Consider the following 15,209-nt stretch of genomic DNA (forward strand, 5'->3'; position numbering starts at 1 on the left):
GCTCCTGCAGTAGAGCGGCGTAGCCGATGGGTTTCAGCCCTGCAGTTGCGGCGGGAAGCCGGCCGCGTCCAATACCTGGGTGATGCGTTCAGCCGATTCGGTCGTCTGGATCTGCACGATCCTGCTCGGCACATCGATTTCCACCGTGGCTGCCGGGTCTATTTCCTTCACTGCCGCCGTCACGCTGCGTGCGCAGCCGCCGCAGGTCATGCTTTCAATATGCAACTTCATGGGGTGTCTCCGTTGGGTACCGGCGCAGGATGGAGGTTTCCATCATGGCAAGGTCAATAGGGCGCATCACTGCCGCCAGCCCCTTGACCTTCCTGTCATGGGAAGCTTTACCGTGGCTGCAACGGTAAACAGGCGGAGACAAGCCGATGACTAGCACGGCCAACAAGGGCAGGGCAGCAGGCGCCCAGCAGATGGAAGATCTGGTGATTGAAGGCATGACCTGCGCGTCCTGCGTCGGCCGCGTGGAGCGGGCGCTTGCAGCGGTGCCTGGGGTGAGCAAGGCCAGCGTGAACCTGGCCACCGAGCGCGCCAGCGTGCAGACCGACGGCAACGTGGCGCGCGAGGCATTGGTGCAGGCCATACGCAAGGCCGGCTACGAAGTGACTGCGTCCGTACCACTGGAGCTGGAAATCGAAGGCATGACCTGCGCGTCCTGTGTGGGCCGGGTGGAACGCGCGCTGTTGGCGGTACCCGGCGTGCAGTCGGCCAGCGTCAACCTCGCCACCGAGCGGGCCACGGTGCAGGGCAATGCGTCGCCGGCCGCACTGGTGGCTGCCATCGCCACGGCGGGCTACACCGCCCGTCTGCTTGACCGTGCGGTCAGCAACGAAGACGCACAGGCCCAGCGTCACGCCGACGAACTGCGCGTACTCCGGCGTGATCTGCTGTTGGCCACGGCGCTGACGCTGCCGGTATTCCTGCTGGAAATGGGCGGGCATCTGGTGCCTGCCTTCCACCACTTCATCGCCTCCACGCTGGGCATGCAGAACAGCTGGCTGCTGCAGTTCGTGCTGACCACGCTGGTGCTGGTGTTCCCGGGCCGTCGCTTCTATGAGAAGGGCATCCCCGCATTGCTGCGCGCCGCACCGGACATGAATTCGCTGGTCGCGGTGGGTACGTTGGCCGCTTACGGCTTCTCGCTGGTGGCTACGTTCGTACCGCGTCTGCTGCCGGCTGGCACCGTCAATGTGTACTACGAAGCAGCGGCGGTGATCGTCACCTTGATCCTGCTTGGTCGCGTGCTGGAGGCGAAGGCCAAGGGCCGTACCTCGGAGGCCATCAAGCGCCTGCTCAAGCTGCAGGCCAAGACCGCCCGTGTGCGCCGTGATGGCAGCGTGGTCGAGCTGCCGCTGGAGCGGATCAACAGCGGTGACGTGATCGACGTACGCCCGGGCGAACGTATCGCCGTGGATGGCGAGGTGATCGATGGCGACAGCTATGTCGATGAATCGATGATCAGTGGCGAGCCGGTGCCGGTGCAGAAAACACCGGGCAGCACTGTCGTGGGCGGCACCGTGAATCAGACCGGTACGCTCGGCGTGCGTGCCACCGCAGTGGGCGGGGCCACCGTGCTGGCGCAGATCATCCGGCTGGTGGAACAGGCGCAGAGTGCCAAGCTGCCGATCCAGGCGCTGGTGGACCGCATCACCCTGTGGTTCGTGCCTGCGGTGATGGGCCTGGCCGCACTCACATTCCTGGTGTGGTTGTTGTTCGGGCCGGACCCAGCGCTCACTTTCGGCCTGGTCAACGCGGTGGCGGTGCTGATCATCGCCTGCCCGTGTGCAATGGGCCTGGCGACGCCGACCTCGATCATGGTCGGCACCGGTCGCGGCGCCGAGCTGGGCGTGCTGTTCCGCAAGGGCGAGGCGCTGCAGCTGCTCAAGGAAGCGCAGGTAGTGGCGGTGGACAAGACCGGTACGCTCACCGAAGGCCGCCCCTTGCTGACCGATCTGCAACTGGCCGACGGCTTCACCCGGGATGACGTGCTGGCCAAGGTGGCAGCGGTGGAAGACCGCTCCGAGCACCCGATCGCCCGTGCCATCGTCAGCGCCGCGCAGCAGGATGGCCTGCAGTTGCCGACGATCGAGGCCTTTGAATCGGTCACCGGCTACGGCGTGCGGGCGCAGGTGCAGGGCGTGCGCGTGGAAGTGGGTGCTGACCGTTTCATGCAGACGCTGGGCCTGGATGTGACCGCGTTCGCCGACGTGGCCAGGCAGCTGGGCGAAGAGGGCAAGTCGCCGCTGTATGCCGCCATTGATGGAAAGCTGGCAGCAATCATCGCGGTGTCCGATCCGATCAAGCACGACACCCGCGCGGCCATCGCCAGTCTGCATGCGCTGGGCCTGAAGGTGGCGATGATCACCGGCGACAACCGCCGCACCGCTGAAGCCATCGCCCGCCAGTTGGGCATCGATGAAGTGGTGGCCGAAGTGCTGCCCGAGGGCAAGGTGGATGCGGTACGTCGGCTCAAGGCCGCACATGGCCGCCTGGCCTATGTGGGCGACGGCATCAACGACGCTCCAGCGTTGGCCGCCGCCGATGTCGGCCTGGCCATCGGTACCGGCACCGACGTGGCCATTGAAGCGGCCGACGTGGTGCTGATGTCCGGCAGCCTGCAGGGCGTGCCCAATGCCATCGCGTTGAGCAAGGCGACCATGGGCAACATCAGCCAGAACCTGTTCTGGGCGTTCGCCTACAACACTGCGTTGATCCCGGTTGCTGCCGGCTTGTTGTATCCGTTCTGGGGCGTGCTGCTGTCGCCGGTGTTTGCTGCCGGCGCGATGGCGCTGTCCTCGGTGTTCGTACTGGGCAACGCATTGCGGCTAAAGCGCTTCCAGCCACCGCAGGCACAGGCATGAAGGAGATGACGATGCACGACGGCATGAATATCGGCCAGGCGGCCAAGGCTACCGGCCTGTCGGCGAAGATGATCCGCTACTACGAAGACACCGGCCTGTTCGGGCCGGTGTCACGCACCGAGGCCGGCTATCGCCTCTACAGTCCGCGCGACCTGCACACGCTGGGCTTCATCAAGCGCTCGCGCGACATGGGTTTCAGCGTCGAGCGCATCGGCGAACTGCTGCAGCTGTGGCAGGACCGATCGCGCCACAGCGCGGACGTCAAGCGCATGGCACTGGAGCACGTGCAGATCCTGCAGCAGCGCATCGCTGAACTGCAGGACATGGTGCGTACGGTGCAGGCACTGGCCGAGTGCTGCGCCGGCGACGATCGTCCGGATTGCCCGATCCTGCGCGATATCGAAACCGGCGTGCCACTGCTGGCTGAGCCGATGTCGACGCAGTTTGGTGCCGGCACCAAGCTCAAGCCACGTCATTGACTCGGCATGCACCGTCGTCTGAACAAAGGGCAACGCGCACCAGCGTCGCGCGTGCCAGAAAACACCTGAATACAAGCCAAAAAAAACCATTTCAGCGGAGGTGCGGTTTCAGGATGGGTTGGGGTGCATAACGGAAAAATTACATCCGGACGCAGGCAGTGAATTTATTGCCGTGCCATCAAGACGTAATCCAGAGGTGTACCCCCATGAAGAATTCGCTGATTGCCCTGGCGCTGGTTGCCGCCCTCCCGTTCGCCGCTTCGGCTGCTGACGGCCTGTCCTACAACTATGCCGAAGCCGACTACGCCAAGACCCAGGCCGACGGCGAAGCCGATGGTTGGGGCGTCAAGGGTTCCTACGCGTTCCACCCGAACTTCCATGCATTCGGTGAGTTCACCCGCCAGGAAATCGATCGCACCAACATCGAGTTCGACCAGTGGCGCGTCGGCGCAGGTTTCAACAAGGAAATCGCCCCGACCACCGATTTCGTTGCCCGCGTGGCCTACGAAAAGTTCGACCCGCGCAAGAATGCAGGTCTGGACTTCGAAGGCTACAGCGCTGAAGCCGGTGTCCGCACCGCATTCGGCCAGCACGCCGAGGTTTATGCCATGGCTGGCTACGAAGACTTCACCAAGAAGCACGGCATCAACCCGGAAGGCGAGTTCTACGGCCGCCTGGGTGGCCAGGTGAAGTTGAACAAGAACTGGGGCATCAACGGCGACATCAAGATGAACCGTGATGGCGACAAGCAGTGGACCGTGGGTCCGCGCTTCAGCTGGTAAGACGCGCCCGCGTCATGCAGCAAGGAAAGGCCCGGCATTGCCGGGCCTTTCTGCGTTTGGGGGCGCATCAAGCATCGCGGGGCAGTGGGCGATCAAAGCCCCTCTCCCGTCCGCGGGAGGGAGGAGGGCCGCTCCTGCTCTGGAGTCCTTTGTCATCCAACGGTAACCAAACTGCAGCATCGTGCGCAGCGACCGGCATCAGCCGGAAGGACCTGCCGCCATGAAGACCCACCTGTTGCTTGCCGCTTCGCTCCTGTTGACCACGCCGCTGGCGTGGGCGCAACGGGATTACCAGCCCATCGAACAACGTCTGAGCGCCGAACAGCTCCAACAGATCGGCCTGAGCGCGCAACAGCTGCAATTGCTCAACCGCATGCTCAGCGAAGCGCAGGCCGCTGCCCCGGCGCAGGAACCAAGCCCGGAGGCCGCACCGGTGATGCATATCGGGCTGGAGGAAGGCCCGGTGCACAGCAAGGTGCAGGGCGCGGTGGACGGCTGGGAACCGGGCACGCTGTTCGTGCTGGAGAATGGCCAGCAATGGAAGGTGCTCAAGGGTCAGATGCGGCTGCGCCAGACGCTGCAGTCACCGCAGATCGAAGTCGTTCCGGGCATCGCCGGACGCTGGTTCCTGCAGGTGGACGAAGATCTGCCCAAGGCACGGGTCTATCGCGTGCGTTGAGGCGGCAGCTGATGGGCTGCGTGTACATCCCTTCTCCCGACGGGAGAAGGGAGCCAGCCGGGATCAGCCCGCCGGGCGCACGCGCTGGGTCAAACCCTTCAGGAAATTGCGCAGGGCCTGGTCGCCGCATTCGCGGTAATTCTTGTGGTCCGGCTGGCGGAACAGCGCCGACAGCTCCGGCTTGGACATCGGGAAACCGGCTGCCTCGAACACCGCGTGCATGTCCACGTCCTTCAGCTCGAAGGCCACGCGCAGCTTCTTCAGCACCACGTTGTTGGTGATGCGCGGCTCCGGTGCGCGCTGCGGCTGCGACTCATCGCGGCCACGGTAGTGGTAGATCAGGCCATCGAGGAAGCGCGACAGCACCGCGTCGGGGCAGGCCACGAACAACGGCTCCTCGTCCTTGCGCAGGAAATCGTGCACCTGTGAGGCGTCCACGTCGAACGAGGCATCGGCCAGGTGGATGGTGTCCACCACCATGCTGTCGCTGAGATCGAGCATGTAGCGGATGCTGCGCAGTACGTCGTTGTTGATCATTGCCACTCCGGAACAACCGCGCGGGACGGTCCGGCGGCCGCATAGTGTAACGCTGCCCCCGGCAGCGGCCGTCTACAATTGCCCGGCATGGCTGAAACGCATTCAGCTGCAATACGTTCACCAGGACCACGCCCCATGCGCACACTTGCCTTTGCCGCGCTGTCTGCCGGGATATCTCTGCCACTCCAGGCCAACGGCTGCCGTGTGCTTTGGCATGGCCACCGTGCAGGGCCGCATGACATGACGCGGATGCCCAGCCCGTGAGCCTGCGCGCGATCCTGCACCTGGGCCTGCATGCGGCGATTCCGGCGTTGTTGGCCTGGCTGTTCTGGCGGCCGCAGTTCGCCAAGGCGTGGATGTTGCTGCTGCTGGGGTGGGTGATCGACCTGGATCATCTGCTGGCCGACCCGATCTATGCACCGGACCGCTGCAGCATCGGCTTCCATCCGCTGCATACCGCGCCGGCCGTCGTGCTCTACGCGGGCCTGGTCATGCCCCGGCGCACGCGCCTGTTCGGCATCGGCCTGCTGCTGCATATCGCGCTGGATGCCATCGACTGCGTGTGGATGCGCTGCAGTTCGTAAGGCAGTGCGGAGAAGCATGGAGTCGCGCAGCGGGGGCCTGACCGCGTGCGTCGTCGTGGTTCTGTCTGCGATGCCTTATGCGGGACGCGGCCCGGTTTACCAGCCGTACCACGGGCCGGGGCCCGGGCCGAAACCGTAGGGCGTCATGCCGTCGCTCTTGCTGACGTGGATGTTCACGTCCACGCGGCGGGTATTGCCTTCATCGGTGGTGTAGTTCTTGCCCAGGTTCAGGTCCACCGCGCTCCAGTGGCTGTTGCCGAAAGCCTTGGAGTAGCCGATGCCGGTGCTGACCGCGCCATGCACCTGCAGCTTATCGTCGACCACGACATCGCCGGAGGGCGAGTCCTTGGGCGGCAGGCGACGGCCGCTGCGGTCGCCATAGAAGGTGCCCGGAGCATCGGACTGATAGGACGGGTCGCCGAGATAGCGTACCGGCGGCTGCGGCACGCTCAGGTCCAATGCACCCGGTGTGGCCTGCGCCATCGCGGCGGCCGGGGCCAGCACCAGTGCGAGGATCAGTGATGTTCGGATCACGGCAGCGACTCCAGTACACATGCCGTGCCGCAGATGGCAGGGCTGACTGCACGCTAGCAGAAAAGGCTTGAATGATGCCTGTCGCCAGACCGCGTCAACCGGGCCGGTCGAATGAAAACAAGGCCTTCAATGGATGGGGGCGTTTTTCGATGGTTGCGCGGACAATGCCGGCCCCGGTCATCGAATAGGTGATGCCATTGCCGCCATAGGCCATGGCGAAGTGCACGCGAGGCCCCCACTGCGGGTGGGGACCGAAGAACGGCAGGCCGTCCCGGGTTTCGGCAAAGGTGCCGGCCCAGGCGAATGCGGGCGTCAAGCGCAGCTGCGGGAACAGCTTTCCAACCTTGTCCACCAACGTGCGCGCCTTGGCATCCACGCGTGCGTCGCGGCGTGCGGGCACGTCCAGCGCGTCGTCCTCGCCCCCCACCAGCAGCCGGTTGTCGGCAGTGCTGCGCAGGTAGAGGTAGGGGTGCGCGGTTTCCCACAGCATCGTGGTGCGCAAGGGGCCGAGTGCCGCCTCGGGCAATGGATCGGTGACGAAGGCATAGCTGCTGCGGTTGCGTGCCACGCGCGGGTCGAGCCAGTGCTGGCTGGCGTAGCCGGCGGCCATCACCAGGTGTTTGCAACGGATGCGCATGCCGTCGCTGCTGCGTGCATGCACCTGCCGGGTGGTGGCTTCCAGCGCGGTGATGTGGGTACGGTCGAAGACCTGGCTGCCGCGCCGTTGCAGGCGGGCCAGCAGGCGGTAGGTCATCCGGTAAGGGTCCATACGCGCGGCCAGGTCGCTGAGGATGGCGCCCGGCGCGTTGAAACCGTAGTCCGCGCGCACGCCGGCCGCATCCAGCCAATGCACTGCGAAACCATGTTTCCGGCGCAGTTCGTACTCATCGATAAGCCCGCTAAGGTCGCGGGTGCGGCTGGCGTAGTACAGGCTGTCGGCCGGCTGGAAATCGACCTTTCCCACCTGTCGTGCCAGCTGGCGCAGCTGCCCGATGGCTTCGGCGCAGGCGCGATAGGCCAACAGCGCCTGATCCAAACCGTAGCGGCGGGCAAGCGCCTGCATCGGCGTGTCGATCTCGTACTGCAGCAGGGCGGTACTGGCGGCGGTGGAACCCCAGCCGATGTCGCGCTGTTCGACCACCACCACGTCGTGTCCATGCTGGCCGAGGTGGTCGGCAATCAGCGCGCCGGTGATGCCGCCGCCGATCACCAGCACGTCGCACTGCAGATCGCGTTCCAACCGAGGGAACGCCTGCATCAGGCCGTTGCGTACGGCCCAGAACGGGTAGCCACTCTTCAGGTCCATCGCTGATGTCCGCGTCCGGCTCAAGCCGTGCGGTGGCCGGTGTGAGGCGTGTGAATCAGCTTGTCCACCTCGAAACCCTGTTGGCGTGCATAGGCGATGTAGTGCTGGCGCGTGGTCTCATCCATTCCCGGTTGCCGTGCCAACAGCCACAGATAGTGGCGGTCAGGGCTGCCGACCATGGCCGTGCTGTAGCCGGCATCGAGCTGCATCACCCAGTAGTCGCCCTTGGTGAAGGGAATCCAGCGCAGACCCTCGGGCAGGAAGCTGACCTGCAGGCGGCTGTTGCTGGCGTCGATGGGCGTGGCCTGGCCGATGGCTTCCTCCAGCTCGCCCTTGTGCAGGCAGCGGTTCTGCACACGCACACTGCCGTCATCGTTGAGCGAATAGAACGCGCTGACATCGGTGGCGTCCTCCGGCTCGTGGCGCATGGGCAGGCGATCGATTTCGTACCAGGTGCCCAGGTAGCGTTGCAGATCCACCGACGGCACGGTGGGCAAAGGGGGATGCTGACTCATGGGCTCACCTGTCTACGGCGGCGGCTGCGCCGGGGACACTTGCTATAGGCCAACGGCAGTGAAGACTCCGTTGTCTGGCCACTATGCATGTGGCCATCGAGCGTCGCATGACGCAGCAGCGGACGCGGTTTTCCGCAGTACGCCGGTAGCCACCGCACAGCATCGAACCGAAGCTGAAATGCCAGGCGTTGCGCACGGGTTCGCATGATCTGGACGCGGCCTGATCTATAGTCCACGGCAGGCGCGGTGGTCCGCGCGATCCGGTGCGTTCCCTTGCTGAAATCCCGCTTTTCCCGGCCGCTGCGTGCGGTACTGCTTGCCATCGCCCTGACCGGGACCGGCCTGCCCATGGCGACGGCATGGGCCACCCAGGATGCGGCCGGTGCCAATGCTGCTGCCACCACCCCGCAGGCACGCATCGAGCAGGCATCGCGTGCGCTGGATGCAGTCAAACGCGCGGTGGATGACGCGGATGCCCCGGAAACACTGAAGACGTTGAGTGAGCAGGCCAGCCAGGCACAACGCGATGCCGAGGCCAGCGTGCAGGCCTTGCAGCCGGAGCTGACCCAGCTCGATGCACGTATCTCGCAGTTGGGCCCGGTACCCGAAGGTGGCGAGGACCGTGACATCGCCCGCCAGCGCAAGGCATTGGACCTGCAGCGCAGCCAGCTCAACAGCGATATCGCGCGCGGCAAGCTGCTTGCCGAAGATGCCCGGCAGGCGAGCGAGTCGATCGAAAAGATGCGTGCGCAGCAGTTCAGCGAACAGCTTGGTCGCAAGGTCGGCTCGCCGTTGTCGCCCGGTCTATGGCGTCAGTTCTCCGAGCACCTGCCCGATGATCTGGGGCGCTTTGATTCGCTGTACCGGCAGGCCAGTGGCGGCCTGCTGCAGGCCACCGCCAAACACGGTTGGACAGCGCCGATCGTCGGGGTGGTGCTGGCCTTGCTGATGGTGTTCCCGCTGCGCATCTGGCTGCGCCGTCTGGGCCGCCGCTATGCCGCCTCCGAGCGTGCGCCCGCAGGGCGCCTGCGCCGCACGGGTCTGGCCGTCTGGCTGCTGCTGGTGGGCACCGTACTGCCCGGACTGGCGGCGATGGTGCTGGTCGGCAGCCTGCGTTCGATCTCCGCGATCGCGCCGCGGCTGGAAGCGGTCGCCGACACCTTTGTCGCCGCCACCTTCGTGGGTGCCTTCATCGCTGCGCTCGCCGCATCGTTGCTGGTGCCGTCGCGGCCGTCGTGGCGCCTGTTCGACATCGATGACCTGGGCGCGACGCGGCTGCGCCGCTTCGCCTGGGGGGCGGCCTGGTTGACCTGGTTCACCATGCTGGTGCGCGACGTCAACCGCGCCGCGCGCACCTCGCCGGTGAGCACGATCACCCTCGATGGCCTGGTCGCGTTGACCTATGTCGTGCTGATCATGGGCATGCTGGTGACGCTGGCCGCACTGCACCGGCGCCGCGCGGCGGCAGCGGCCGAAGCCGAGCAACAGGAAGGCGAGGGCCGCACACGGCCGGCCAAGGCACCCCGCAGCGGTTGGTTGGTGGTGGCGCGGCTGGGCGGGCATCTGGCGGTATTTGCGGCCCTGGCGGCCACGTTGCTGGGCTATCTGAACTTCGCCATGTTCGCCGCCCAGCAGATGGTGTGGGTGACGGTGGTGGTGTTGGCAACCTCGCTGTTGATGAAGTTCGCCGATGATTTCGCGCTGTGGCTGCTGGCGCCGGACAGCGCGTTCGGCCGCACCCTGCGCCTGTCCACCGGCTTGCCGGGTCCCCGCCTGGAGCAGGGCGGGGTATTGCTGTCGGCAACGCTGCGGATCCTGCTGGTGATGCTGGGCATCACCGCGGTGGTGGCGCCTTACGGCAACGTCAGCATTCTGTATGGCGGGCTGGAGACGCTGACTGGGGGGGTGAACATCGGCGGCAAGCTGCTGCGGCCGTCGGCGGTGTTCTGGTCCATCGTGGTGCTGGTGTGTGGCCTGGCGGTAATGCGCGTGGTGCAGCGTTGGCTGGAAGACACCTACCTGCCCAAGACCGAGCTGGATACCGGTGCGCGCAATTCCATCAGCACCGTTGCGCATTATCTGGGCATCGTATTGGCGGTGCTGTGGGCACTGGCAACGCTGGGCATCGGCTTCGAGAAGCTGGCGCTGCTGGCCAGTGCGTTGTCGGTGGGCATTGGTTTTGGCCTGCAGGCGATCACCCAGAATTTCGTGTCCGGCCTGATCCTGCTGGCCGAACGGCCGGTGAAGATCGGTGACTGGGTGAAGATCGGCGACCAGGAAGGCGACATCCGCCGGATCTCGGTGCGTTCGACCGAAATCCAGGTGGGTGATCGTTCCACGCTGATCGTGCCGAACTCGGAGTTGATCACCAAGACCATCCGCAACATGACGATGGCCAATGCGCTGGGGCGGATCCAGATCCAGTTCTCGGTGCCGTTGGGTACCGACGTAGGCAAGCTGCGTCAGCTGTTGCTGGATATCTATCAGCACAATGCAACGGTGCTCGATGAGCCGGCACCATCGGTGTTCATCGACTCGATCAGCGGTGGCCAGGTCGCGATCAACAGCTTCGCCTATGTGCCCACCGCGCGCAGCGTGTATGGCACGCGCAGCGAACTGCTGTTCGAACTGCTGCAGCAGGCCCCTGCCAACGACATTGCGTTGGTGACGCCGACCGACATCCATCTGGTGCGCGACCCATCGTCGTCGCCGTAACGATCCGTCGAGGTGCCCCGGGTAGCTGCAACGCACCCGGGGAATGATCGCCAGGACAGGGGCAGCCAACGGCGTCCCTGCAAACCAATCAGGAGCGCGGATGCTCCGGCGCTGCGGGCACCAGCGCATAGTCATCAATGGCCAGCAACTCGGCATGGCTGAGCCAGGCGCGGATTTCCAGATCATCAATCTCGTGGTCCAGGCCGAGCGGCATGCTGATGCGGCCTTCGCTGTCGGCCTGCACCCATTGCTGGGCCACCACCACCTTGCGGCTGGACGACACCGCTTCCACCCAGAACCCACGCTGCGGCCGCTGAGCGGCGTACAACTCCAGCATGTACTGGCCGGGACCGGTATGACGTGGCTGGCGGCTGATCATGCGTGACTGGCGCACGCTGGGGCGCGGCCCGGCGAATGCCTGCAGGGGTGAATCAACGGCGATGCCGCGGCGCAACTGGTCGTCGCGGAACAGGCGCATGCCCTGGTCGCTGTCCACGAGCAATGCACACCATTGGCCATCGGCCGAGCCGTCCTCGAACGCGGTGCAGCGGTCCACGTAGGCCAGGCGATGTCGTGGATCGGCCTCCTCGAACTTGCGTGAGGTGTTTTCCAGGTACATCGATTTGAGCTGCCACTCCTGGTCGTACTCGAGCAGTACCGGCGGCTGCACTTTCTGCACGCCGACCAGCACCTGTTCCTGGTCCAGCCGCAACATGCGGGTCTGCTCACCCAGCCACAACGACCGGGAGAAGGCGTGGTAACGCGCGTAGTCACGGCCATCGGCCTTCAAAGCAGCGACGCTGGCGCTGGGTGCGCGCGGTGAAGCCAGCAGCGAGCGGCCGAAGCCGATCGCATCGATTGCAGGGTCCAGCAGCTGCAGTGCGGTGGCGCCAGAATCCAATGTGGTGCCGGCGCTGGCGGTTACCTGGCGCGGTGCGATGTCCTTGCCGAGGAACAGCAGCAGGTTCTCGCGGCGCATGTTTTCCAGCACGTGGCTCAGGTCGTTGGGCATGGCCAGGTGATCGGACGCCAACACCACCAACGTGTTCTCGCCGAACTCGCTGGCGCGGATGCGATCCACCAGCTGCGAGATCAGCCGGTCGCTGCATTTCAACGCACGCAGCAGGCCGATGTTGCCGTGCTGGCTGCGGTAGCGCGTGCCCTTGCAGGCCACCGGCAGGTGCCCGGCCGGGTGATGGGTGTCCATCGTCAATGCGGTGAGCATGAATGGCTGTCCGGCATGCGACAGCTCCAGAAAGCGGTCGAACGCGCGGTCCAGCAACACGTCGTCGTGCAGGCCCCAGTTGGAGAAATGCGAGCGGGCGATCTTCTGCTGGTTGAACCAGGCCAGGTCGCGCACATCATCGAAGCCGTGCGTGGACAGAAAGTCGGCCTTGGCCGCGAACTGGCCGTTGGCACCGCCCATGTAGTGATTGCTGTAGCCCTGCTGTTTCAGGTAATCGCCCAGGCAGAAGGCTTCGGGAAGAAAGCTGCCCATGCGTCCCATGCTGTTCTCATCACCCTGCGCGGTGGTCAGCGGCACGCCACACATGGACGACACCAATCCGGCGATGGTCCAGCCGCTGCCGTCAGCCGATGCGATGTCGCGGAAATCCAGCGCCTCCCCGGCAAGACGGCGGATGTTGGGCATCAGCGCCGGAAAGACGTCCTCGTCCAGATAGGTGCGCTCCAGGCTTTCACCGTAGATCCAGACGATATTGGGGCGCTGCGCCAGCGGCTTGCCGGGGATGCTGTATTCCGGTGCCACCGCGCTGTAGTCCACCGGCTGCATCTGCTGGTGAATGCGCTTGGCATCGCGGTACAACGGGCTGCTGACGAGCGTGGCAACAAGCAGTGCGGCGAATCCGCCGAAGATCGGCACCCCGTGGCGCGGCAGTCGCAGACGCCGCACGCGCAACAGCAACAAGGGTGTCAGTGAGGCAAGCACCAAGGCCACAAAGCCAAGGATGTATGCACCGAAATCACCTACGCCGGCGCCTTCCATGTCACTGCGCAGATGGTAGAGCGTGGCCGAGTTGATGCCGTCACCACTGAGTCGGTCAATCAACCACCAACTGCTGAGCGCGAGCAGCAGCAGTGACAACAGGGCTGCCTTGAGCTTTGCCAGCGTGGGCGAAAGCAACAGCAGAACGACCAGAACAGCCAGGTAAAACCAGATGATCCAATGCATGCGGCCACTTGGGTAGCGAAAGACGTAAGCGGGTGACCGTGATCACCGTGTCCCATCACAACGTCATGTCAGACGCGTGACGAAAGGACGCCCGGATGGTGCCTGCACGAACCTGACTGAAATGTTTTCCAGTGCGTGCGATTTTTTGTGAGAATTCGTGAGTTAATGGCCGCGTCGCACGGCACTCAGATCATGTGCATGCGTTGGTGCCTGCGCGATCACGGCAGCTTCAACGGTGTCCGCGCTCTTCGCGTAGACGCGAGCGTGTGCGGTGATCAAACAGCAAGGCGCTCAGGATCAAGCCCATGCCGATCACCACGCCCAGCAGGAACAATGCGATGGCGAAGGCCGGGTAGCCGAACAATGTGAAGCGCGTGGGCACCTGCATCAGCAGCGCCGAAGACAGCAGCAGCGCGGCGGTGATCAATCCGGCGGCGATGCGATTGGCCACTTTCTGGATGTTCTCCATCAAGCGCGACTCCTCCAGCCCGGTGACTTTCATCTGCAGCCGGTTCTCGGCGACCAGGCTGAGGATGTCGGACATGTGCCGTGGACCATCGCGCAGCAACTGCTGCACTTCCATCGCCTCACTGGCGAGGTTGGCACGTGACAGGGACTTGCGCAGACGCGCGCGCATCACATGCTGCAGCTGCTTCTCCACGACCTTGCGTGTATTCAGCTCCGGCGCGAGCACGTGGCACACGCTTTCCAGGCTGAGCAGCGCCTTGCCCAGCAGGCTCAGCTCCGGCGGTGTGCGCAGGTTGCTGCTGGTGGCGATACGCACGATTTCCAGCACCACGCGGCCCTCGGAAACGGTGCCGTTTGCCGCGTAGCGGGCAATCATCTGCCCGGTCTCGCGCAGGTGGCGCTCCTCGTCGTAGTCCTCCAGGCGGGTGCTGATGGCGATGATCTCATCGGCCACTTCCTCGCCACGGCCGTCAACGGCAGCAAACAGCAACTTGAGCAGGCGCTCGCGCAACCGTGGCGGCACATGCGCCACCATGCCCAGGTCGAAGATGGCCAGTTTGCCGTCGGGCGTGACCCGCAGATTGCCCGGATGCGGATCGGCGTGTATCTCGCCATGCACGAATATCTGGTCGAGGTAGCCACGCACCAGGGCGGCGGCCAGCGGCAGCATCGACTGCTCGGTGCGGCGCACCTGCGGGATCGCATCCACACGCACCCCGGGCACCAGTTCCATGGTCAGCACGCGACGGCTGCACAGGTCCCACATCGGCTGCGGTACCCACAACTCCGGATAAGGCGCCAGGTGCTCGCCGAAGCGGGCGAGGCTGGCGGCCTCGGCTTCGTAGTCCAGCTCCATGCGCAGGGTCTTGGCGAACTCGTCCAGCCAATCGGAGAAGCGCACCTTGCGACCGACGCGGGTGAGGTGGTCGGCGGCGGTGGCGAAGCTGCGCAGCACGCCGATATCCGAACGCAGCTGCGCGGCGATGTCCGGCTTCTGCACCTTGATGGCGACTTCACGGCCGTCACGCAGTTCGGCGCGATGCACCTGGGCGATGGAGGCGCAGCCCAGCGGCACCGGGTCGAACCAGGCGAACAGTTTGTTGACCGATGCGCCGAGGTCTTCCTCGATGATGGCGCGGATGTGTTCGACCGGGATCGGCGCCACCTTCTCCTGCATGCGTTCCAGCGCGGTCACGTATTCCGGCGGGATCATGTCCGGGCGGGTGGACAGCACCTGGCCCAGCTTGACGAAGGTGGTGCCCAGCGCCTCCAGGTCGGTCACAAACTGGGTGGGGCTGCCGGTGGCCGGTTGGCGGCCCAGACGCGGCAGTTCGCCATCGAGCGAAATGCCCGAAAACACGCCGGAATTGCGGTAACGCAACAGCATCCGCACGATCTGCTGGCGCCGGTTCATGCCGCCGACGGTGGTGGAAGCCTCGTTGCTGGTGGGTTCGTTCAAGCCGATACCTCCTGCAAAACAAGGGTCTCAGTGTGGCTGTTGGCAGGTTGGGGGAGGGTGAATGCAGGGCCGCCACGCCCATCGACGCAT

General features: G+C 65.0%; 13 protein-coding genes. 6 read left to right on the forward strand and 7 right to left on the reverse strand.

All coding sequences use genetic code 11. The annotated features are described in order from the left end of the window. Positions 1 to 33: 33 nt before the first annotated feature. On the reverse strand, positions 34 to 231 hold the full coding sequence (locus tag ABB26_RS15815; RefSeq protein WP_057635678.1) for a heavy-metal-associated domain-containing protein: 198 nt from the start codon (positions 229 to 231) through the stop codon (positions 34 to 36). Positions 232 to 377: 146 nt separating this feature from the next. Between ABB26_RS15815 and ABB26_RS15820 the strand changes: the two genes are divergently transcribed. The 4 genes from ABB26_RS15820 to ABB26_RS15835 all read left to right on the forward strand — a co-directional run bounded on the left by ABB26_RS15820 (position 378) and on the right by ABB26_RS15835 (position 4,810). Beyond that, complete coding sequence (locus ABB26_RS15820; protein WP_083490882.1) at positions 378 to 2,870, forward strand: heavy metal translocating P-type ATPase; 2,493 nt, start codon at positions 378 to 380, stop codon at positions 2,868 to 2,870. Between the two features lie 23 nt (positions 2,871 to 2,893). Beyond that, entirely contained in the window at positions 2,894 to 3,349 is a 456-nt protein-coding gene (cueR, locus tag ABB26_RS15825) for a Cu(I)-responsive transcriptional regulator (RefSeq protein WP_057635720.1), read from the forward strand. Positions 3,350 to 3,555: 206 nt separating this feature from the next. Further along, positions 3,556 to 4,131: an OmpO family porin gene (locus ABB26_RS15830; protein ID WP_057635680.1), complete on the forward strand. Its 576-nt coding sequence runs from the start codon at positions 3,556 to 3,558 to the stop codon at positions 4,129 to 4,131. Between the two features lie 220 nt (positions 4,132 to 4,351). After that, a complete protein-coding gene (locus tag ABB26_RS15835) occupies positions 4,352 to 4,810 on the forward strand; it encodes a hypothetical protein (RefSeq protein ID WP_057635681.1) in 459 nt (152 codons plus the stop codon). A 63-nt stretch (positions 4,811 to 4,873) separates the two neighbouring features. Here ABB26_RS15835 and ABB26_RS15840 read toward each other — a convergent pair whose 3' ends face one another. After that, on the reverse strand, positions 4,874 to 5,347 hold the full coding sequence (locus tag ABB26_RS15840) for a YehS family protein (RefSeq protein ID WP_057635682.1): 474 nt from the start codon (positions 5,345 to 5,347) through the stop codon (positions 4,874 to 4,876). A 260-nt stretch (positions 5,348 to 5,607) separates the two neighbouring features. Here ABB26_RS15840 and ABB26_RS15845 point away from each other — a divergent pair, with 260 nt between their 5' ends. Further along, positions 5,608 to 5,931, forward strand: a complete 324-nt coding sequence (locus ABB26_RS15845; RefSeq protein WP_057635683.1) for a DUF6122 family protein — start codon at positions 5,608 to 5,610, stop codon at positions 5,929 to 5,931. 96 nt (positions 5,932 to 6,027) lie between these two features. On the opposite strand, the gene ABB26_RS15850 is transcribed toward ABB26_RS15845, so the two are convergent. From ABB26_RS15850 to ABB26_RS15860, 3 genes are all read right to left on the reverse strand, one after another. Beyond that, complete coding sequence (locus ABB26_RS15850; protein ID WP_057635684.1) at positions 6,028 to 6,465, reverse strand: hypothetical protein; 438 nt, start codon at positions 6,463 to 6,465, stop codon at positions 6,028 to 6,030. 94 nt (positions 6,466 to 6,559) lie between these two features. After that, positions 6,560 to 7,771 carry an NAD(P)/FAD-dependent oxidoreductase gene (locus tag ABB26_RS15855; RefSeq protein WP_057635685.1) on the reverse strand — a complete coding sequence of 404 codons (1,212 nt, stop codon included), beginning with the start codon at positions 7,769 to 7,771 and terminating at the stop codon, positions 6,560 to 6,562. Positions 7,772 to 7,791: 20 nt separating this feature from the next. Next, a complete protein-coding gene (locus ABB26_RS15860; protein ID WP_057635686.1) occupies positions 7,792 to 8,286 on the reverse strand; it encodes a lipocalin family protein in 495 nt (164 codons plus the stop codon). Between the two features lie 348 nt (positions 8,287 to 8,634). Here ABB26_RS15860 and ABB26_RS15865 point away from each other — a divergent pair, with 348 nt between their 5' ends. Next, complete coding sequence (locus ABB26_RS15865; protein ID WP_083490884.1) at positions 8,635 to 11,001, forward strand: DUF3772 domain-containing protein; 2,367 nt, start codon at positions 8,635 to 8,637, stop codon at positions 10,999 to 11,001. 88 nt (positions 11,002 to 11,089) lie between these two features. Here the strand turns inward: ABB26_RS15865 and ABB26_RS15870 are convergent, their stop codons facing one another. Together ABB26_RS15870 and ABB26_RS15875 are read right to left on the reverse strand one after the other, a co-directional pair. Further along, a complete protein-coding gene (locus ABB26_RS15870) occupies positions 11,090 to 13,192 on the reverse strand; it encodes a phosphoglycerol transferase I (protein ID WP_057635687.1) in 2,103 nt (700 codons plus the stop codon). A gap of 229 nt (positions 13,193 to 13,421) precedes the next feature. Further along, positions 13,422 to 15,074: an ABC1 kinase family protein gene (locus ABB26_RS15875; RefSeq protein WP_083490885.1), complete on the reverse strand. Its 1,653-nt coding sequence runs from the start codon at positions 15,072 to 15,074 to the stop codon at positions 13,422 to 13,424. Positions 15,075 to 15,209 lie beyond the last annotated feature (135 nt).

The sequence above is a fragment of the Stenotrophomonas humi genome (assembly GCF_001431415.1).
Classification (GTDB): Bacteria; Pseudomonadota; Gammaproteobacteria; order Xanthomonadales; family Xanthomonadaceae; genus Stenotrophomonas; species Stenotrophomonas humi.

Coding starts and splice junctions, on each gene's coding strand:
- ABB26_RS15835 (WP_057635681.1), top strand. CDS start 4,352: ATGAAGACCCACCTGTTGCTTGCCGCTTCGCTCCTGTTGACCACGCCG.
- ABB26_RS15815 (WP_057635678.1), bottom strand. CDS start 231: ATGAAGTTGCATATTGAAAGCATGACCTGCGGCGGCTGCGCACGCAGC.
- ABB26_RS15860 (WP_057635686.1), bottom strand. CDS start 8,286: ATGAGTCAGCATCCCCCTTTGCCCACCGTGCCGTCGGTGGATCTGCAA.
- cueR (WP_057635720.1), top strand. CDS start 2,894: ATGAATATCGGCCAGGCGGCCAAGGCTACCGGCCTGTCGGCGAAGATG.
- ABB26_RS15855 (WP_057635685.1), bottom strand. CDS start 7,771: ATGGACCTGAAGAGTGGCTACCCGTTCTGGGCCGTACGCAACGGCCTG.
- ABB26_RS15865 (WP_083490884.1), top strand. CDS start 8,635: ATGGCGACGGCATGGGCCACCCAGGATGCGGCCGGTGCCAATGCTGCT.
- ABB26_RS15840 (WP_057635682.1), bottom strand. CDS start 5,347: ATGATCAACAACGACGTACTGCGCAGCATCCGCTACATGCTCGATCTC.
- ABB26_RS15875 (WP_083490885.1), bottom strand. CDS start 15,074: ATGAACCGGCGCCAGCAGATCGTGCGGATGCTGTTGCGTTACCGCAAT.
- ABB26_RS15870 (WP_057635687.1), bottom strand. CDS start 13,192: ATGCATTGGATCATCTGGTTTTACCTGGCTGTTCTGGTCGTTCTGCTG.
- ABB26_RS15820 (WP_083490882.1), top strand. CDS start 378: ATGACTAGCACGGCCAACAAGGGCAGGGCAGCAGGCGCCCAGCAGATG.
- ABB26_RS15830 (WP_057635680.1), top strand. CDS start 3,556: ATGAAGAATTCGCTGATTGCCCTGGCGCTGGTTGCCGCCCTCCCGTTC.